Here is a 17,696-nt window from a genome sequence, read left to right as displayed (position 1 = left end):
CGCCTGCCCGCTGGGTACAGGTCAACTTGTTCCAATTGTCGCAAACCCGCCTGGACCTGTTACCAAATAGTACAAAACCCCGATACCTCTGCCTGCCCGGTCGTGACACTAATATTTGGCATTTCTTTTCTTTGCGAGGAGCCAAAGCGCGCCATGTCCACGACACAGCCAGCGTCCTACAGCCCGATCCATATCATTCTGCACTGGGTGATCGCCGCCCTGATCCTGTTTCAGCTGATTTTCGGCGAAAGCATGGGCGATCTCAAACACGCGCTGCGCGACGGCGGCATGCCGGATGCGGCAACCGCCTTTCTGGGCAATGCCCACATCTGGGTTGGCATTGCCGTTCTGGCCTTGACTGTCATCCGTCTTCTGGTGCGGGCAAAATTCGGCGTCCCTGCCCCGCTCCCCACTTCAAGAGCCCAGGAACTGGCCGCCAGAGGTGTCCACGGCCTGCTCTATCTGCTCGTGTTGCTGGTACCGATCACCGGACTTCTGGCCTGGTACGGCGGCATCCACACTGCGGAAGAAATCCACGAACTGAGCAAGCCGTTCTTCATCGTGCTGATCGCACTGCATGTGCTGGGAGCGTTCTACCATCATATCGCCCTGAAGGATGGCATCATGATGCGGATGGTATCTTCCCGGCACTAGCCGAAACAGAAAAGGCTCCGGCAATCTCGCAAGCCGGAGCCTTCTTTTTCACGCCGGATGACTTAATCGCGTGCTTCCAGCCAGACGCGCGCAACGTCCATGTCGTTGCCGGTAAAGCCCTCCGCCAGTTTCTGGCCCACGACGGCACCAAACTTGTAGCCATGTCCGGAACAGGCCGAGACGACAGTAGCCTTGCCTTCGCTCATTGCGAAGAAATGCTCATCGGAGGTGAAGGTGTAGGCACAGGTGACGACGTCATCCACGCGGTATTCCTTGATCCGGCCGAACGGCGGAGAGAAATAGTCGCGCAGGGTCTCGCCTTCGCCTGTAACCGGCGTCCGATCCTGGTTCGGTGGAGCCTTGTACTTGTGAATACCCGCCCCGAACTTGAGGCCGGTTCCGGCGACCGGAGGCAGGATGTAACCGTCGATCGGCCCGCCCGGATCGAGAATCGCCGGCGATCGTTCCCAGGCCACGCGCAGATCTTCAGGCGGCGTCAGATAGACAACCGCGGTCCGGTAAGTCGTCAGGCTGATGTCCAGCTTCGGGAAGAGCCCCAGCGTCCAGGCACCGGCCGTCACGATCACATGCTCTCCGGAAACCGTACTGCCATCGGCAAGGGTCACAGTGCCCGCGGATGTGTCGACGGCAGTCACCTGTGCGTTTTCGCGAACATCAGCTCCCTTGGCGATCAGCCAGTCGCGCACCCCGGCGGCAATTTTCTGGCACAGCAGAACGCCGCCCTCATCGCTGACAGCGCCATAACGGATCGTGGCCGGATCTACGAAAGGAAACCGTTTTGCCGTTTCTTCCGGTGTCAGGTCCTCGAACGGATAACCGCCCTCGACCAGACCGTCCCTATAGACCTCGCCGCCATCGCCCGGTTCCTGCGACAACAGCATGAATCCCGTTTCGGCGAGGTGCTTCTCACCCAGGTCGTCCCACATTTCGTCCCATGCCGCGTAAGCATCGCCGATGCGGCGCTGATAGCCGCCCTGACCGCCATAGGCCCGGCGGATAATACGGTGCTGGTCACCGGAGGCCGAAAGCGGGTTGGGGATAGGTCCCTGCTCCAGAAGCGTGACCGGCACGCCTCGTTTTGTCAGGGCCCAAGCGGTGGAAAGTCCGGAAATACCGGCTCCAACAATCACAACTGTCATGAATTCTGTCCTGCGGAATGGAGGGCCAGATTATCTGCCTGTCCGGCGAGTGCAAGAGACGTTCTGACGCAAACCGCGCATGCCGGTTATGTATTTTCGGTTGCCGTAAAGAGAGAAGCCGCTACGCTCCGTTCCGATAGGCTCAGGCAGATCGTGATCAGGGTGCGGGAGGACAAGCCGTGCTGGAAAATAACATTTCGGAAGAACAGCCTCTGGCCAGCCGCCGCCTCGCCGAGTTCCCGGACTGGGGCTATCTTCTGCGGGAATTCTACGAGGCCTACCGGTTCCTCTCGTCTGGTGGCAGCGACAAGATCCGGGCCCATCAGCGCGCGGTGCGCGAGGCAATTGGGCGGGTGCTGAAATCCGATCCGGAAATGCGTTTCGATGCCCCGGCCCACAAACCCGTGACGGCACATCTCCGGCGTGCCCTTGACGAGGGCAAGCAGGAGCGGACCGCTCCGCTGGTGCGTGCCATCGAAAGTGTCCGGGACCATCTCATCTGGCAGTATGGCTACGAGAAGGTGCCGCGCGGCCTCGACAAGACGTATGCCTACGCGGAAATCTGCGGACCGAACGGACCGGTTCTGACGACGGACGTCATTCTGGGCCTGGTCCTGTTCGCACCGGGCTGCACCTATCCGGCCCACGCTCACAGCGGCATATCGGAAAGCTATATCTGCGTTTCAGGATCGGTTTCGGAAAATCACCAGGGGGTCTATGCGCCCGGGTCGATGATCTTCAACCCGCCGGAGCACATGCATCGGATCACCGTGTCCAAACTGGAGCCGGCACTTCTGGCCTGGGCCTGGATCGGCCCATCGGAACGCCTCGCCAACCAGAAGATGGTCTTCAGCCGCAAGAAGGGGTGAGAGACCTCCACCCCTGGCGACGTCAGACGATATCTCGTCGGATCGTGATCTCTGCCTTTTCAAGCCCGTCCGGCGAAAGCCAGACGGGCTCTGCAATCAGTTTTTCACAAAAGATGCCGAGTTCTGGAAATGTCAGCCCCATGGAATGGGCCAGTGCGACCCGGTCACCCGGCTTCGGGTTGAGCCCGCAGCAGATCTCCCGTGTGCCCATCTTCAGATGATGGGCAATGTCCCACTCCAGCACCACACCCTGATGACGTGTCACCACCCAGCAGTGCATATCGTCACAGAAGCCGTTCTTTTCTTGCGGGAAAAAATATCCGGTCACGTAACCGGCTTCAAAGCCGGCGGCACGCAGGCTGGCGATCAGATAGGTGTTGATGTCGACGCAGGACCCTTCCGTCAGCCCGCACGACAGATAGGGCACTTCTTCGCATCCCTCATTGAAACGAACCTGAGGATGGGCATACCGGAACTTTTCGGCCGCCGCGTTGACGAGCGCCTGAATGGCGGCGTGACCGTCGGGCTGACTGTCGGCAATGTTGATCGCATCATAGACGAGATCTTGAGCTGCCCGGGTAAAGCGGTTTCGCAGCGGCGCAAACACCGCATCAGGATAGCCCGGCCCTTCGTCGCGGTATTCGTAATTCACCACAACGTCCGCCCCGGGTTCCACCGACACCACGGCCACCATCTGGCCGGTGGTGATTTCTCCGGCCAGGCCCAGCTTTCCGCCCTTGATCTCGAAACTGACCGGCATCTGGTGTGGCGTCGGCAAGCCGACAGGCACCAGCAACTTGCTGCGAACCTCATCCGCTCTGACCGTGACAGAAACGTTCGTGCGCATTGTCACTCCCTCAAAAGATCAGCTGGAAAACAAGACCGGACAGCACTGCCCCCGCAAATCCCATACCGATGTAAGCGGCAAAGACCTGCGGCCTGACCAGTGACCAGACAGCAGCCATTGCCGGGATCGAGCTGACAGCGCCTGCAATCATGAACGCCATCGCGGCCCCGGCGCTCATGCCCTGGTCCATCAGACCAGCCAGAAGTGGCGGTGCCACGTAGCTGTTGAGATAGGCAGGCATGCCGATCAATGCGGACAGAAGAATTGCCCCCAGCCCGTCGCCGCCAACAGCCCGCGCAATCAGGTCTGCGGGGACATAGGTGACGAGAGCTGCTTCCAGCACATACGCCAGTGCCAGCCACTTGATCAGAAACAGTGCATTGGCTTTCAGTTCGATCCGGAACTTGTCGGTGCGCTCAGTCTCTTTCCAGATTTGCCAGACAGGCCGCCCTGTCTTCGCAGAAGCGCCACAGCCGCAGCCACCGGTCGCCGCCCCGATTTTCACCGGATTGGCCAGAAAGCCGCTACGCAGCGCAAGTGCGACGGAAAAACCGCCGAAAAGACCCAGCGCCACCGCAAAGACCGCCTTGCCGACGGCAAAGGGCCATCCCAGTGCACCGGCAGTGATCAGCAATGTCGGCGGGTCAATCAATGGAGAGGAAAGCCAGAACGCCATGATGGCTGACAACGGCGCACCAACCGCCAGAAGACCGGCAATGAACGGGATGACTTCGCAGGAACAGAAAGGTGCGAGACCACCAAACAGGGCTGCGAGAAAGATCGCCTGTGTCTCGCGTCCCTCGAACGCACGTCCGACAAACGCTTCTGCGCCGGCCGCCTTGAGCCAGGCGATCAAAGCGACGGCAAAAGCAATATACGGCAATGTGCCCGCGAAGGCGGAGAGCGCGAAGGTTACAAAAGCGACGAAGTGCGGCTGGTCCAGCAACAGCACCAGCAACGGACCGCCGACGACAATCGTCCAGGTCGACAGAAGGTATTTCGAAACGGCAAGAGATTTCAGGGACCATTTCGAAGCCGGCGTGCTGCAGCAGGCGGTCTTTGGAGCGCAACAGCTTGCGCCGCTGCCGCTTGGCTGAAGGTTGTTCATCGCATCAGACATCGACGGTCTCCTTTTGCGGGGTTGGGCACTCACAACCCTTTTCGTCCACGCAGCACTCTTTCAGGATGTAACCGGCAAGGTTTTCCAGATGGCCATAGGCTGCCCGGTTGATGACCGAGCGGCCGTCCTTTTCCTGGGACACCAGGCCTGCCGACGCGAGAAACTTCAGATGATGCGCAAGCGTTGACGCAGGCATGCCCGTGCGGGTCTGAATATCGCCGACCGTCAAACCACCCTGCCCGGCTTTCACCAGGGTCAACACCACCTGCAGCCGGGCTTCCGAGCCCAGTGCCGCAAACCCTTGCGCTGCAATTTCCAGATCCATCTGCGCCTCGTTTAATATAACTATATTTCTAGTTATATAGTTTCTTTTGCGCTGTCAATTGCCACCACAGGCTGTGCGGCCTCCGGATCAGGGCAAGAAACTAGAGGATGGGTACGGAAGGGCCTTGCTGGCGCTCGCGCATCAGGCAGCGACGAAACGCATTACCGTTTCGCAGACATCGCCCTTGAGGGAAACCTGACCGGATGCCGACTGCAATTCCGGACCAAACAGCATGGAGAAGGTCGTGGCGTTGGAGACGTTGAAAAAGCTCATGGCCGAGATCAGCCAATGGATCCTCAAAGGCGTCAGGCCATCGCGGAAGACGCCTTCGGCTACCCCTTTTGCATAAATGCCGGCAATCTGGGAAATTGCCGCTTCGTTCAGGCTTTTGATCTCGTCCGACTGCTCGAGATAGCGGCCATGATGAATGTTTTCGATCATGACCAGACGGATGAACGCCGGGCTTTCGCGATGATGATCGAAAGTGAAAGCCACAAGCCTCGACAGTGCATCCCTTGGCGGCAAATGGTTCAGCTCCAGCTGTTCTTCGCCTTTGCGCACCTTCTTGTAGGCCGCTTCCAGAGCCTTGAGGTAGAGGCTCTCCTTGTCGCCGAAATAGTAATAGATCATGCGCTTGGACGAGCGCGTCTTGGCCGCGATTTCATCCATGCGCGCACCGGAAAGACCGTTCGCGGAGAATTCCTCCAGGGCGACAGCCAGGATATTCGCACGCACTCCCTCCGGGTCCTGCTTCCAGCGACCCCGCGAAGAATTTTTTTCCGGCAGCTCAGACTCATTGATCGACATGCCTTTTTCTAAACCAGCCCGGAACGGGTTACCAGCCCAAATTAACCGGACAGTACATTTCGCTTGACTGAATTAACTGGTTAGTACATTTTGAATCTCAGGAGACGCGGTCTCCAGGCATACAGACCCCGAAAACGGGGCTGCCAAATGAGGTTTCTGGGAGGAACCTGGGTGGAAGCAGCAAGCAACATCGTACTGGCCGGCCTGATCGGAAGGGGTATTGCCCGTTCCAGGACGCCGGAAATGCACATGACCGAAGCAGCAGCCCAGAGCCTGCGCGGCGTCTATCGCATTATCGATGTCGATACGCTTCCCGAGGACGAACAGAACCTGAAAGCTATTGTGCACGCGGCCGAGGTGACCGGTTTCAACGGTCTCAACGTGACCTACCCGTTCAAGATGGAAGTGATCCCGCTGCTGGATCAGCTATCGCCCAACGCGGCGGCTGTCGGCTCGGTCAACACCATCGTGTTCCGGGATGGAAAACGCATTGGCCACAACACCGACCTATGGGGATTTGCCGAGAGTTTTCGCCAGAACATGATCGGCGTGTCCCTGAAGACGGTGCTTCTCATTGGCGCTGGTGGAGCCGGCGTTGCAGTTGCCCACGCGCTGGCGGATTGCGGTGTCCAGCACCTGAAGATCTTCGACGTCGACACCGTGCGCGTAGAGCAACTTGCCCGGCAGGTTCGCTCAAATCGTCAGGGACTGACCGTGGAACCGGTCACGACCCTTGATGCCGCAAGCTGCGCCAACCTGTCCGGCATCGTCAACGCAAGCCCGGTTGGCATGGCCAAGACACCCGGAACACCGTTCCCGCTCGCGCTGCTCAAGCCCGACATGTGGGTTGCGGACATCGTCTATTTCCCGCTCGAAACCGAACTTCTGGCTGGCGCGAGACGGCTCGGCTGCAGGGTGCTGCCCGGGTCAGGCATGGCGGTGTTCCAGGCTGTACGGGCCTTTGAACTCTTTACCGGTCGGCGTGCCGATCCGGTCCGGATGAAGGCGGCGTTCGACGCCTTCGATGAAATGCCGCGGGAGACCGCGGACGCTTAACCCCTTCCGGTTTCACATCATCACGAAAGCGGAAGAGGTCATTTTGAAAATGTTACGCAAACGGGAGGAAGTCATGCGTTTCAAATTCTCATCCCTGGCAGCTACTGCCCTTCTCACAGTCGGCCTCGCCGCGGCGGCCCAGGCTCAGACAATCCGTCTGGCCCATGTCGACCCGGACGAATGGACCGCCTCCAAGAAAGGTGCTGCCGCTCATATCTTCAAGAACATCGTTGAAGGTGAAACCGATCTGACGGTGGAACTGTTTCCGGCCGGTGCGCTGGGCAACGAAGACGAGCTGGTCGCCCAGGCCCAGGACAACCTGACCCAGGTCGTGCTGGTGTCCGGCGCCATGTCCAAGGCTTGCCCGGCTGCGTCCGTTCTGGACATACCCTACACCTTCTCTTCCGCAACCATTGCCTGGGACGTGCTGGATGGTGACTTCGGCGATGCCCTTGCCGAACACTGCCTTGCACAGACCGGCCTGCGCACGCTGGCTTATGGCGAAACCGGCTTCCGGAACTTCACCAACGGCACTCGCGAGATCCGGACACCTGCGGACATGGAAGGCCTGAAGTTCCGTGTGCAGCCGATCCCGCTTTACGTGGAAATGGTGAAAGGCCTCGGCGGCGAGCCGACCCCGATCGCCTGGACCGAACTGCCCAACGCGCTTTCCACCGGTGTCGTTGACGGCCAGGAAAACCCGGTCGGCGTGATCTACAACAACGGTCTCCACAAGCTGCAGAAATACATGACCCTTGACGGCCACGTCTATGCCGCCGACTTCATCCTGATCTCCGACGAATTCTACCAGTCGCTCACTCCGGCCCAGCAGGCCGTGGTTGCCCGTGCGGCGCGCATTGCCGGCAACATGGGCCGTTCCATCCAGCAGTGGAGCACGGCTGAAGGCGTCAACAAGGTTCAGGCAGAAGGCATGCAGGTCTATTCTCCGACCGCTGACGAAATCGCTGCCTTTGCCGAAAAGGCACAGCCGGCGGTCGTCGAATATCTGCGCGGCGAACTGGGTGAGGATGCGGTCTGGATCGACCGCCTGCAGGAATCCGTTGCTGCTGCAAGCCAGTAATCCGGTCAAGACCCCGGGCGGTTTGCCGCCCGGGGTTCTGGAATGTTGGAAAAGATCAGCTTTTGGCTGTTCAATCAAAGTCAGTTGAATAGCCAAAAGCTGAACAAGCAGGACCTGGAACATGAAAACGGTCAACGAATTTGCCCGGCGCCTCTTTGCGCTCGGAGCCGGCCTGTCGATGGCCCTCGTCTTTGCCATCATCTTCGTCAATTCGCTCCGCCGCTACACGGTAGGCCAGTCGGTTTCCTGGGGCGAGGAACTGCCGATCTATCTGACTATCTACGGTGTCATGTTCGGTCTCGCGCTTGCCTATCTGCAGGACAGGCATATCCGCTTCACGGTGCTGACCGATTTTCTCTCCGTCTCCGTTCGTGAAAAACTCTTCGCGGCCGTCGACCTGGTCAGTTTTGCAACCGGTGTTGCCCTCGCCTTCTCCGGGCATGCCTTCGCCGTTCGCCGAGGCAACCTTGACGCTTCGGGCCTGAAATCAGCCGGCAACTGGCTTGCGGAAACCACTGGCATCGAGTCGCTGGTCTGGGTCGCCAAGGTCGGCACCTGGCAGTATGCGATCGCCATCGGTGGAGCATTGCTGGCCGTGGCCGCCGCTCTCAAGTTCTTTGAACGCATCTCGGCCATCAAGGCGGTGCAGGCATGATCTACGCAATCCTTCTCATCGGGCTCGCGACCGGCGTTCCAATCGCTCTTGCCATCATTGCAGCCTTGCTGGTGTTCATGGGCTATGGCGAAGCGCCCTATTCCCTGCGCGTGGTCGCAACGGAAATGTTCAAGGGAATGAACTCCTTCCCCCTGCTTGCCATTCCGCTGTTCGTGCTGGCAGGCGAGGTCATGAACGAAAGCGGCATCACCGGCCGCATCATTGCCTTCGCCAATGTTCTGGTCGGCCGGCTGCGCGCCGGTCTGGCGCTCGTCAACATCTGGGCATCGGTGATCTTTGCCGGTCTTTCCGGATCCGCGGTTGCCGACACATCCGCCATCGGCCGGGTTTTCATTCCGGAGATGGAAAAACACGGCTACTCCCGCCCCTTCGCTGCTGCGTTGACGGCGGCCTCCTCCGTGATCGGGCCCATCATTCCGCCGTCCATTCCGGTGATCATCTACGCGCTGATCGTCTCCGGCGTTTCGGTGCCGGCGCTGTTCCTTGCCGGCATCATTCCCGGCATTCTGCTGGCGATTTTCCTCTCCGTCTTCGTAATGCTGACCGTGAAGGTCGATCACGGTGATCAGGCAGTAGAGCTGACCGCAGAGCCGGCCAGCAAGGCCATTCTCGGCGGGATACTGCCGTTGCTGATGCCGGTGTTCGTGGTCGGCTCCATCCTGCTCGGCGTCGTCACACCGACAGAGGCGGCAAGTTTCGCTGTCGCCTATGCGCTTTTCCTCGGCATCTTCGTCTACCGAAACATCAAGCTGTCTTCCCTGCCGCGACTTTTCTCCGAAGCCATGCGCGACAGTGCGGTCATCCTGATCATCATTGCCGCGGTCTCAGCCGCCAACTGGTTGCTGACCTACAACCGCGTTCCGAACTTGCTGACCGACTGGGTGCTGTTGAATGTGGACAGCAAGACCACGTTCCTGATTGCCACCATTCTCCTGTTCCTGTTCGTCGGACTGTTTCTGGAAGGCATCGCCGCCATGCTGGTGCTGGTGCCCATCTTGCATCCGATTGCGGTCGGCATGGGCGTGGACCCGGTCCACTTCGGCATCCTTGTCATCTTCAACCTGATGATCGGCCTGATCACCCCGCCACTCGGCCTTTGTCTGTTCGTCGCCGAAGGCATCGCCCAGGTCGGCATGGCCCGGCTGACCATGGCCATCCTGCCGTTCTTCTTCGTTGAAGTGCTGGTGCTGCTCCTCCTCACATTTGTACCGGAAACGGTCATCTGGCTGCCCCGCATAATGGGCTACTGAACCCACGGAAGGTCCCCATGAAAACCGCCATCGCCACCGTCTCCATCGCAGGCGACCTTGCCGAAAAGCTCAGCGCAATCGCAGCTGCCGGCTTCGATGGCGTCGAGATCTTCGAAAACGACTTCCTGGCCTTCGACCGCAGTCCGAAGGACGTCGGCCAGATGGTCCGCGACCATGGCCTGGAGATCTCGCTGTTTCAGCCCTTCCGAGACTTCGAGGGCATGCCCGAACCGCAACGCACCCGGACCTTTGCCCGCGCCGAACGCAAGTTCGACCTGATGCAGGAGATGGGCGCGGATCTTGTGCTGATCTGCTCCAACGTATCTCCCATCGCGCTTGGTGGCATCGATCGTGCCGCCGATGATCTTTCAGAGCTGGGTGACCTTGCCGCCAGGAGCGGTATCCGCATCGGCTATGAGGCCCTCGCCTGGGGCCGTTTCGTCAACGATCACCGCGATGCCTGGGAAATCGTGCGCAGGGCAGACCACCCCAACGTGGGCCTGATCCTGGATTCCTTCCACACCCTGTCGCGCAAGATTGACCCCGATTCGATCCGGGCCATTCCCGGCGACAAGATCTTCTTCGTCCAGCTGGCCGACGCGCCGAACTTCAACATGGACCTGCTCTACTGGAGCCGCCATTTCCGCAACATGCCTGGCGAAGGGGATCTGGACGTGACCGGCTTCATGCGGGCCGTTGCGGCAACAGGTTATGACGGCGTGCTGTCGCTGGAGATCTTTAACGACCAGTTCCGTGGCGGTTCGCCGAAATCCATCGCCGTCGATGGTTACCGCTCCCTGCTCTACCTGATGGACCAGGTCCGGCGAACCGAACCCGGCATCCGGATCCCCGTTCCCGAAATGCCCGACAGGGTACCGGTTGCAGGAATCGAGTTCGTTGAATTTGCCGCCGACCGGAGGGAAGCAACCGACCTGTCGGCCATGTTGACGACGCTCGGCTTCCACAAGGCCGGCAAGCACGTCTCCAAGGAGGTCGAACTCTGGCGGCAAGGCGGCATCAACATTGTCATCAACACCGACCCGCGCGGCTTCGCCCATGCGTCCTACATTTCGCATGGCACCAATGTCTGTGACATCGGCCTTAAGGTTGCAGACGCTTCGGCAACCGTTGCCCGTGCCGAGACCCTGGGGGCCAAAACCTTCGAACAACCGGTTGGGCCGGGCGAATTGAAGATCCCTGCGATCCGCGCTCTCGGCGGCAGCGTCATTCATTTCGTCGACGACAGCAAGGATCTGTCACGGGTGTGGGAAATCGAGTTCGAACCGGTTGATCAGGACGGGGCGACAGGTGATGCCGGCCTGCTCCGCATCGACCACCTCGCCGAGACAATGAACTATGACGAGATGCTCACCTGGCTTCTGTTTTATCGGTCGATCTTCGACACGGAGAAGACTGCCATGGTGGATGTCATCGACCCGGCGGGCCTCGTCCGCAGCCAGGCCATCGAAAACGACGACGGCAGCCTGCGGATCACGCTGAACGGGGCGGAGAACCGAAGGACCCTTGCCGGGCATTTCATCTCGGAAGGTTTCGGATCGGGTGTGCAACATATCGCCTTCGAAACCGCCGACATCTTCAAGACGGTGAAGGCGCTGCAAGCCAACGGCTTCACACCGCTGGTAATATCTCCGAACTACTACGACGATCTGGATGCCCGTTTCGGGCTGGAGGAAGACTTCCTCAACGACCTTAAAAACTCTGGCATTCTCTATGACCGGGACGAGGACGGCGAATATTTCCAGCTGTACAGCCCGACCTACGGAGAAGGCTTCTTCTTCGAGATCGTCGAACGCCGCGGCGGCTACAAGGGCTATGGCGCCGCCAACGCCCAGTTCCGCATCGCCGCCCAGAAACGCCATTTCCGCGCGAAGGGCATGCCGGCAAGGTAGGCTGGCCCGCAAAGAACGCGGGGCTGATGCATCGACAGGAGCGACAGTCAGTCAAGACCTATCCTGCCCCCCACGCCCTCATCCTGAGGAGCCGCCACGCGGCGTCTCGAAGGATGGGCGACACACTCTGAGCAAGCGGCCCATCCTTCGAGACAGCGCTTCGCGCTTCCTCAGGATGAGGTTGTGAGTGTAGCGTGGGTGTGGGTAACGAAAGCGCCCATCGATCACGTCAGTCCATTCGACCCGCGACGGCTTCATCGCGGCTCGTGAGCCCCCTTACCGCCCGGTCTTCTGTCGCCAGGCTTCGTATTTCTGCACGTTCTCTTCCTTCGTCGGCGGATAGAGACCGATGATCGGCGTTCCGGCCTTCACTTCTTCCAGCACGAAATCCTCAAAGCTCTCCATGCCGGTGCATTCGTCCGCAAGCTCGTCGGCCAGATGTGCAGGGATCACCATAACGCCATCCTTGTCGCCGACCAGAACGTCCCCGGGGAAGACCGGAGCATCGCCGCAGGAAATCGGCACGTTGATGTCCAGCGCCTCATGCAGGGTCAGGTTGGTCGGAGCTGACGGCTTGGCGTAATAGGCGGGCATGTCGAGTGCGCCGATACCTTCTGCGTCCCGGAAACCACCGTCGGAGACAACACCGGCAGCGCCGCGCAGGGCCAGCCGGGTGATCAGGATGGAACCGGCCGTTGCCGCGCGCGCATCCTTGCGCGCATCCATCACCAGCACGTGGCCCGGCGGGCAGGTTTCCATCGCAACCCGCTGCGGATGGTCCGGATTGCGAAAAACAGTGATCGGATTGCGGTCTTCCCGAGCCGGGATGTAGCGCAGCGTGAAAGCCTGACCGACCATGTTTTCGTCTTTCGGAGCTACCGGCACCACGCCCTGAATGAACTGGTTGCGCAGGCCGCGCTTGTAGAGCGCCGTCGCGACGGAAGCCGTCGAGACCTTTTTCAGTTTCGCGCGGGTGTCGTCGGAAAGTGTGTAGTCGCTCATGATGTCCTCAGTAGATATCGGGTTCGCCGGCGGTGCGGCCGAAGTCGGATTGCAGGAAGTCGAAGTCGCAGCCCTTGTCGGCCTGGGTGACGTGACGCTGGAAGAGATAACCATAGCCGCGCTCATACCGTGGCACGGGGGCCTGCCAGGCGGCCCTGCGGGCCTCCAGTTCCACCTCGTCCACCAGCATGTCGAGGCGGCGGTTGGCGAGATCCAGCCGGACGATGTCACCGGTCTTCAGCAGTGCCAGCGGTCCGCCGACGTAGCTTTCCGGCGCGACATGCAGCACGCAGGCACCATAGGAGGTGCCGGACATGCGCGCATCGGAGATCCGCAGCATGTCGCGATGGCCCTGCTTGATCAGCGCCTTGGGGATCGGCAGCATGCCCCATTCGGGAAAACCCGGCCCGCCCTGAGGCCCGGCATTGCGGAGCACCAGGACGTGATCCGGCGTGACCTCCAGGGTCTCGTCATCGATGGCCGCCTTCATTTCCGGATAGCTGTCGAAGACCAGGGCCGGTCCTTCGTGGAAATGGAACTTCGGGTCGCAGGCCGCCGGTTTGATCACGGCCCCGTCAGGACAGAGGTTCCCGCGCAGAACGGCGAGCGAGCCTTCCTCGTACACCGGGTTGGAGAGAGGACGGATGACATCGTCGTTATAGACGACCGCGCCTTCCAGGTTTTCACCCAACGTCTTGCCGGTAATGGTCAGGGCGGAAAGATCCAACCGATCCTCGATCTGCTTCATCAGCGCACGCAGACCGCCTGCATAGAAGAAATCCTCCATCAGGTAGTCCTTGCCGGAAGGACGGACATTGGCGATCAGCGGTGTCACCCGGCCAAGGGCGTCCAGATCGTCGAGCGACAGCTCCACACCGGCCCGACACGCCATCGCGATAAGGTGGACGACCGCATTGGTGGAACAGCCGGTCGCCATCGCAACGACCGCGGCGTTCCGGCAGGCGGCGTCCGTGATGATCCAGTCCGGTGTCAGGTCTTCCCAGACCATCTCAACGATGCGCCGGCCGCAATCGGCTCCCATGCGTTGATGGCCCGCATCAACCGCCGGAATGGAAGATGCTCCCGGAAGGGTCAGCCCCATGGCGTCTGCGATCGCTGTCATGGTCGAAGCCGTCCCCATGGTCATGCAGGTGCCCGCAGAGCGAGCGATACCACCCTGGATCCCGAGCCACTCATCGTCGGAAATGTTGCCGGCCCGGCGCTCGTCCCAGTATTTCCAGGCATCGGACCCCGACCCCAGGATCTTGCCGGCGTAGTTGCCACGCAACATCGGGCCTGCCGGCAGATAGACCATCGGAACACCTGCCGAGATCGCCCCCATGACAAGGCCTGGTGTGGTCTTGTCACAGCCTCCCATCAGCACCACGCCGTCCAGCGGGTGAGAACGGATCATCTCCTCCGTCTCCATGGCCAGCATGTTGCGGTAGAGCATCGAGGTCGGCTTGGTGAAGCTTTCGTCGACCGAGAGCGACGGCATCTCGACGGGAAAGCCTCCCGCCTGGAAGACGCCGCGCTTCACGTCCTGCACCCGCTCCTTGAAGTGGGAATGACAGGTGTTCAGCTCCGACCAGGTATTGAGCACGCCAATGACCGGCTTGTCCCGGAAGTCCTCTTCCGAGTAGCCGAGCTGCATCATCCGCGAGCGATGGCCGAAGCTGCGCAGATCGTCAGGAGCGAACCAGCGCGCGGATCGTAAGTCTTTTGGGGCTTTGTGCGTCATGATTTTATCCGGTGAAGGCAAAGGTCAGCCAGATGACGATGAGGGTGAAGACGAGGCCGACAACCTCCGGCCAGTTGCCGAACCGGTCGTCGCGGCGTTCTTCGTCCGCGAATTCTCCCGGTGCGATATCCTCATCCTGGCGGGTGAGATCCTTGTCGGTGATTTTCATCTCTACCTCCTCAGTCCAGCAGGTTTGGCAGCCACAGGGCCAGATCGGGGAAGAACAGCACCAGGAACAGGCCGACAGCTTGCAGGGCGATGAACGGCAGCACGGCGGCGAAGATTTCCTGCAGCTGGATATCTTTTGGCGCTACGGATTTCAGGAAGAAACAGGCTGGCCCGAAAGGTGGCGACAGGTAGTAGATCTGGATGTTCATGGCAAAGAGAACCCCGAACCAGACCGGGTCAAAGCCGAGATCCACCACCACCGGTGCAAAGATCGGTACGGTGATGAAGATGATCGCGATCCATTCCAGGAACGTGCCGAGCACCATGACGATCAGCATCATGACGACGATGACCAGGATCGGTGCGATATCAAGGGATGTCAGCAGGCCGCGCAGGAATTCGCCGCCGCCGATCCGGTTGTAGATGCCGATCAGCGAGACAGCCCCCAGCACCAGCCAGATGATGGACCCAACCGTCAGCACCGTCTGGCGCATGGCATCACGTGCCATCTTCCAGTTAAGCTCATTGCGGACGGCAGCAACCACGAGAGCCCCCACGGCTCCGACAGCCGCGGCCTCCGTGACAGTGGCGATGCCGGAATAAATGACCCCGAGCACGGCACCGATCAGAAGCCCTGGCAGAACAACCCCTTTCAGGAACTTGACGCGCTGGAACAGCGGCAAGCCGGTTTCGGGAATGTCGTAGATCGGTGCCAGTGCCGGATTGAAGCGCACCCGGATCAGGATGTAGATGATGAACAAGCTGGCGAGGATCAGCCCCGGTACGGCAGAGGCGGCGAAGAGCTTGGTGATCGAAACCTGGGCCGCAAGACCGTAGACGATCAGAACGACCGAGGGTGGGATCAGCGTTGCCAAGGCGCCGGCAGCGCAGATGATGCCGATGGACAGCTTACGGTCATACCCGAGCCGCAGCATCTGCGGCAGCGCGATCAGGCCGAGCATGACGATCTCGCCGCCCATGATGCCGGACATTGCCGCCAGCACCACCGCGACCACACAGGTCTGGACCGCGACCGAACCACGGAAGCGCCCGCCCAGGATCGCCATGCTGTCGAACAGCGACTGTGCGATCCCCGATCGTTCGAGGACGTTGGCCATGAAGACAAAGAAGGGAACGGCGATCAGCTCGTACTTGTGCAGGACCTCGCCGACATTGGCAGCAACGATGAAGAAACCGGCACGCTCGCCGAAATAGAGGATCGCGGTTGCCAGCGACACCGTCAGTGTGGTGATGCCGAGCGGAACGCCCAGCGCCATCAGCGCCAGCAGCGCGACGACGATCAGAAGGGTAATAAGTTCAATGCCCACCGGCGATCTCCCCTTCGGTGCGCTGGCACCAGCGAATGATGTTGGCGGCAAGCTGGAGAATGTAGAGAACGCAGCCAGCAACAAGCAGGATCTTGAGATAGGTCGGCTGGATCGAGTTCAGCGCGGTTCCCGAGTGCTCGGTGCGCTTCAGAACTTTCAGCATCGGATCCCACAGGGCCATGGTCAGGACAATTACCGCACCAGCCGCAATCACCATCTGCAACAGGCGCATTACGCGCCAGACCCGTGGACTGACCAGCGTTTCGATCATGGTGATGGAAATATGGCGGTGCCGCTGGGTGACATAACCAACCGCAAGCACCCAGGCCGAAGCACAGAGCGTCATGGCAAGTTCCGTCGACCAGACGGTCGGGCTGTCGAACCCGTACCGCATCACCACCTCGAGCGCGGAAACCGCGATACAGGCGAAAAACAGCACGGAACAGCCATGACCGATGAACACGCTGACACTGTCCATGACGTCGGCATAACGCGCGAATAGGCGTTTCATCATCTCTCCCTGAATGCAGACCTGAAGCGGACAGGTGAATCCGGCCGGGCACAAGGCCAGGTCATCGAGACTGTGCCCGCTCAGGAGCTTTGGCAAGAAAGCTGCGTGCCCTCACCTTGCAACGTGGAAAGCAAGGGCACGCGTCACTGGCCGGGTCCTAGTTCTTGAAGAGACCGATTTCGGTCATGTAGGAGAGGTTCGCGTCAAGCGCTTCCTTGGCAAGGTCCGACTTCTGGGCATAGTTCTCCCATTCCTTCCGGGCGATCTCGCGCAGTTGGTCGCGATCTTCCTGGGCCCAGTTGATCACTTCGATCTTCTCGCCAGCGCCGTCTCGCGCGGCCAGTTCCTGGTCCTTCTTGTCGACTTCAGCCGCCATTGCGAACATGGCTTCGTACCACCAGTCACGCAGGGCTTTCTGGTCTTCCGGGCTCAAAGCATCCCACTTCGCCTTGTTGATGGTGAACTGCATCGACGGCATGGAGTGAATGCCGGGATAAAGCGGGTAAGGGGCAACGTCATGCAGACCGGTCGCGTCGTTGTTGACGTAGGCCGAGGCGTCTGCTGCATCGACAATGCCCTTTTCCAGAGCACCATAGACTTCAGAGAAAGGAATGGATACCGGCGACGCGCCGGCAGCCTGGAAGACCGCGGCGGCAAGCCCTTCCGGAGAGCGGATCTTCTTGCCTTCCAGATCTTCGAACGTGCGGATCGGTACGCGGGCCGGCAATGCTTCGCGAGAATAGGGTCCGCAGGCAACGACCTGCACTTCTCCACCGGTCACGGCATCGGCTGCCTTCTGCATCACGGCTTCGCCGCCACCGTCCTTGCAGAAACCGATCATCTGTTGCGGCGTGTCGTAGCCGGAGATGAGGTCGCCCATGATGGCGTAGGCCGGCTCGCGGCCTGCAAAGTAGTTCACGGAGGTGAAGTCGCCATCCAAAACGCCGGCTGCAACAGCATCAGGCGTTTCTCTTGCCGGGACCACGGATCCGTTCGGCGTCAGCTGGATTTCGACGCGGCCGTCGGTCATTTCCTTGATTTTCGGAAGGCAGGTTTCCGTCAGATACTGGGTCGAAAAGTCCCCTGCATTGAAAGAGGTCTGAATACTGAAGGTCTCTGCCTGCGCCATTGTTGCGATGACGGAGACCGAAGCTGCCAGGGCAGCGGCGGTGAATTTCATGGTGTCCTCCA

18 protein-coding genes are annotated in these 17,696 nt (G+C 60.2%); 7 read left to right on the top strand and 11 right to left on the bottom strand.

Annotated elements, in window-relative coordinates:
• The first annotated feature begins 153 nt into the window (after positions 1-153).
• Positions 154-654 carry a cytochrome b/b6 domain-containing protein gene (locus FIV05_RS14145; protein WP_152509993.1) on the top strand — a complete coding sequence of 167 codons (501 nt, stop codon included), beginning with the start codon at positions 154-156 and terminating at the stop codon, positions 652-654.
• Positions 655-716: 62 nt separating this feature from the next.
• Here the strand turns inward: FIV05_RS14145 and FIV05_RS14140 are convergent, their stop codons facing one another.
• Positions 717-1,814 carry an FAD-dependent oxidoreductase gene (locus FIV05_RS14140; RefSeq protein ID WP_152509992.1) on the bottom strand — a complete coding sequence of 366 codons (1,098 nt, stop codon included), beginning with the start codon at positions 1,812-1,814 and terminating at the stop codon, positions 717-719.
• A 179-nt stretch (positions 1,815-1,993) separates the two neighbouring features.
• Here FIV05_RS14140 and FIV05_RS14135 point away from each other — a divergent pair, with 179 nt between their 5' ends.
• Entirely contained in the window at positions 1,994-2,683 is a 690-nt protein-coding gene (locus FIV05_RS14135) for a dimethylsulfonioproprionate lyase family protein (RefSeq protein ID WP_152509991.1), read from the top strand.
• A 22-nt stretch (positions 2,684-2,705) separates the two neighbouring features.
• Here FIV05_RS14135 and FIV05_RS14130 read toward each other — a convergent pair whose 3' ends face one another.
• From FIV05_RS14130 to FIV05_RS14115, 4 genes are all read right to left on the bottom strand, one after another.
• Complete coding sequence (locus FIV05_RS14130; RefSeq protein WP_152509990.1) at positions 2,706-3,530, bottom strand: transglutaminase-like domain-containing protein; 825 nt, start codon at positions 3,528-3,530, stop codon at positions 2,706-2,708.
• A 10-nt stretch (positions 3,531-3,540) separates the two neighbouring features.
• A complete protein-coding gene (locus tag FIV05_RS14125; RefSeq protein WP_173013844.1) occupies positions 3,541-4,650 on the bottom strand; it encodes a permease in 1,110 nt (369 codons plus the stop codon).
• Complete coding sequence (locus FIV05_RS14120; RefSeq protein ID WP_055655668.1) at positions 4,643-4,975, bottom strand: metalloregulator ArsR/SmtB family transcription factor; 333 nt, start codon at positions 4,973-4,975, stop codon at positions 4,643-4,645. The genes FIV05_RS14125 and FIV05_RS14120 overlap by 8 nt, the downstream gene beginning before the upstream one ends.
• 141 nt (positions 4,976-5,116) lie before the next feature.
• A complete protein-coding gene (locus FIV05_RS14115) occupies positions 5,117-5,782 on the bottom strand; it encodes a TetR/AcrR family transcriptional regulator (protein WP_022997922.1) in 666 nt (221 codons plus the stop codon).
• A gap of 147 nt (positions 5,783-5,929) precedes the next feature.
• On the opposite strand from FIV05_RS14115, the gene FIV05_RS14110 reads away from it, so the two are divergent.
• From FIV05_RS14110 to FIV05_RS14090, 5 genes are all read left to right on the top strand, one after another.
• Positions 5,930-6,838, top strand: a complete 909-nt coding sequence (locus tag FIV05_RS14110; RefSeq protein ID WP_152509989.1) for a shikimate dehydrogenase — start codon at positions 5,930-5,932, stop codon at positions 6,836-6,838.
• 73 nt (positions 6,839-6,911) lie between these two features.
• Complete coding sequence (dctP, locus tag FIV05_RS14105; RefSeq protein ID WP_031268177.1) at positions 6,912-7,919, top strand: TRAP transporter substrate-binding protein DctP; 1,008 nt, start codon at positions 6,912-6,914, stop codon at positions 7,917-7,919.
• A gap of 121 nt (positions 7,920-8,040) precedes the next feature.
• Complete coding sequence (locus tag FIV05_RS14100) at positions 8,041-8,574, top strand: TRAP transporter small permease subunit (RefSeq protein WP_152509988.1); 534 nt, start codon at positions 8,041-8,043, stop codon at positions 8,572-8,574.
• Positions 8,571-9,845: a TRAP transporter large permease gene (locus tag FIV05_RS14095; protein WP_152509987.1), complete on the top strand. Its 1,275-nt coding sequence runs from the start codon at positions 8,571-8,573 to the stop codon at positions 9,843-9,845. The genes FIV05_RS14100 and FIV05_RS14095 overlap by 4 nt, the downstream gene beginning before the upstream one ends.
• A 17-nt stretch (positions 9,846-9,862) precedes the next feature.
• The gene (locus FIV05_RS14090; protein ID WP_152509986.1) at positions 9,863-11,755 is read left to right on the top strand and encodes a bifunctional sugar phosphate isomerase/epimerase/4-hydroxyphenylpyruvate dioxygenase family protein; all 1,893 of its coding nucleotides are present in this window, start codon (positions 9,863-9,865) and stop codon (positions 11,753-11,755) included.
• Between the two features lie 276 nt (positions 11,756-12,031).
• On the opposite strand, the gene FIV05_RS14085 is transcribed toward FIV05_RS14090, so the two are convergent.
• The 6 genes from FIV05_RS14085 to dctP (FIV05_RS14065) all read right to left on the bottom strand — a co-directional run bounded on the left by FIV05_RS14085 (position 12,032) and on the right by dctP (FIV05_RS14065) (position 17,685).
• Positions 12,032-12,757 (bottom strand): ribonuclease activity regulator RraA, encoded by a 726-nt coding sequence (locus tag FIV05_RS14085; protein ID WP_152505859.1) that lies wholly within the window; start codon positions 12,755-12,757, stop codon positions 12,032-12,034.
• A gap of 7 nt (positions 12,758-12,764) precedes the next feature.
• Entirely contained in the window at positions 12,765-14,498 is a 1,734-nt protein-coding gene (gene araD / locus FIV05_RS14080; protein WP_152509985.1) for an L-arabinonate dehydratase, read from the bottom strand.
• Positions 14,499-14,502: 4 nt separating this feature from the next.
• Positions 14,503-14,667, bottom strand: a complete 165-nt coding sequence (locus FIV05_RS31600; RefSeq protein ID WP_173013843.1) for a hypothetical protein — start codon at positions 14,665-14,667, stop codon at positions 14,503-14,505.
• A 10-nt stretch (positions 14,668-14,677) separates the two neighbouring features.
• Positions 14,678-15,994: a TRAP transporter large permease subunit gene (locus tag FIV05_RS14075; RefSeq protein ID WP_055655680.1), complete on the bottom strand. Its 1,317-nt coding sequence runs from the start codon at positions 15,992-15,994 to the stop codon at positions 14,678-14,680.
• Positions 15,984-16,505 carry a TRAP transporter small permease gene (locus FIV05_RS14070; protein WP_031268181.1) on the bottom strand — a complete coding sequence of 174 codons (522 nt, stop codon included), beginning with the start codon at positions 16,503-16,505 and terminating at the stop codon, positions 15,984-15,986. Before FIV05_RS14070 ends, FIV05_RS14075 begins: the two co-directional genes overlap by 11 nt.
• 157 nt (positions 16,506-16,662) lie before the next feature.
• Positions 16,663-17,685, bottom strand: a complete 1,023-nt coding sequence (gene dctP / locus FIV05_RS14065) for a TRAP transporter substrate-binding protein DctP (RefSeq protein WP_152509984.1) — start codon at positions 17,683-17,685, stop codon at positions 16,663-16,665.
• Positions 17,686-17,696: the final 11 nt, after the last annotated feature.

Source organism: Labrenzia sp. THAF191a, assembly GCF_009363335.1.
GTDB lineage: Bacteria > Pseudomonadota > Alphaproteobacteria > Rhizobiales > Stappiaceae > Roseibium > Roseibium algicola.
The sequence above is the reverse complement of the archived record's forward strand: the minus strand, read 5'-3'. Positions and strand labels throughout refer to the sequence as shown.

Excerpts from the sequence above, each read along its gene's own strand:
- FIV05_RS14145 (WP_152509993.1), top strand. The coding sequence starts at position 154 with ATGTCCACGACACAGCCAGCGTCCTACAGCCCGATCCATATCATTCTG.
- FIV05_RS14140 (WP_152509992.1), bottom strand. The coding sequence starts at position 1,814 with ATGACAGTTGTGATTGTTGGAGCCGGTATTTCCGGACTTTCCACCGCT.
- FIV05_RS14130 (WP_152509990.1), bottom strand. The coding sequence starts at position 3,530 with ATGCGCACGAACGTTTCTGTCACGGTCAGAGCGGATGAGGTTCGCAGC.
- FIV05_RS14125 (WP_173013844.1), bottom strand. The coding sequence starts at position 4,650 with ATGTCTGATGCGATGAACAACCTTCAGCCAAGCGGCAGCGGCGCAAGC.
- FIV05_RS14120 (WP_055655668.1), bottom strand. The coding sequence starts at position 4,975 with ATGGATCTGGAAATTGCAGCGCAAGGGTTTGCGGCACTGGGCTCGGAA.
- FIV05_RS14115 (WP_022997922.1), bottom strand. The coding sequence starts at position 5,782 with ATGTCGATCAATGAGTCTGAGCTGCCGGAAAAAAATTCTTCGCGGGGT.
- FIV05_RS14110 (WP_152509989.1), top strand. The coding sequence starts at position 5,930 with ATGAGGTTTCTGGGAGGAACCTGGGTGGAAGCAGCAAGCAACATCGTA.
- dctP (WP_031268177.1), top strand. The coding sequence starts at position 6,912 with ATGCGTTTCAAATTCTCATCCCTGGCAGCTACTGCCCTTCTCACAGTC.
- FIV05_RS14100 (WP_152509988.1), top strand. The coding sequence starts at position 8,041 with ATGAAAACGGTCAACGAATTTGCCCGGCGCCTCTTTGCGCTCGGAGCC.
- FIV05_RS14095 (WP_152509987.1), top strand. The coding sequence starts at position 8,571 with ATGATCTACGCAATCCTTCTCATCGGGCTCGCGACCGGCGTTCCAATC.
- FIV05_RS14090 (WP_152509986.1), top strand. The coding sequence starts at position 9,863 with ATGAAAACCGCCATCGCCACCGTCTCCATCGCAGGCGACCTTGCCGAA.
- FIV05_RS14085 (WP_152505859.1), bottom strand. The coding sequence starts at position 12,757 with ATGAGCGACTACACACTTTCCGACGACACCCGCGCGAAACTGAAAAAG.
- araD (WP_152509985.1), bottom strand. The coding sequence starts at position 14,498 with ATGACGCACAAAGCCCCAAAAGACTTACGATCCGCGCGCTGGTTCGCT.
- FIV05_RS31600 (WP_173013843.1), bottom strand. The coding sequence starts at position 14,667 with ATGAAAATCACCGACAAGGATCTCACCCGCCAGGATGAGGATATCGCA.
- FIV05_RS14070 (WP_031268181.1), bottom strand. The coding sequence starts at position 16,505 with ATGAAACGCCTATTCGCGCGTTATGCCGACGTCATGGACAGTGTCAGC.
- dctP (WP_152509984.1), bottom strand. The coding sequence starts at position 17,685 with ATGAAATTCACCGCCGCTGCCCTGGCAGCTTCGGTCTCCGTCATCGCA.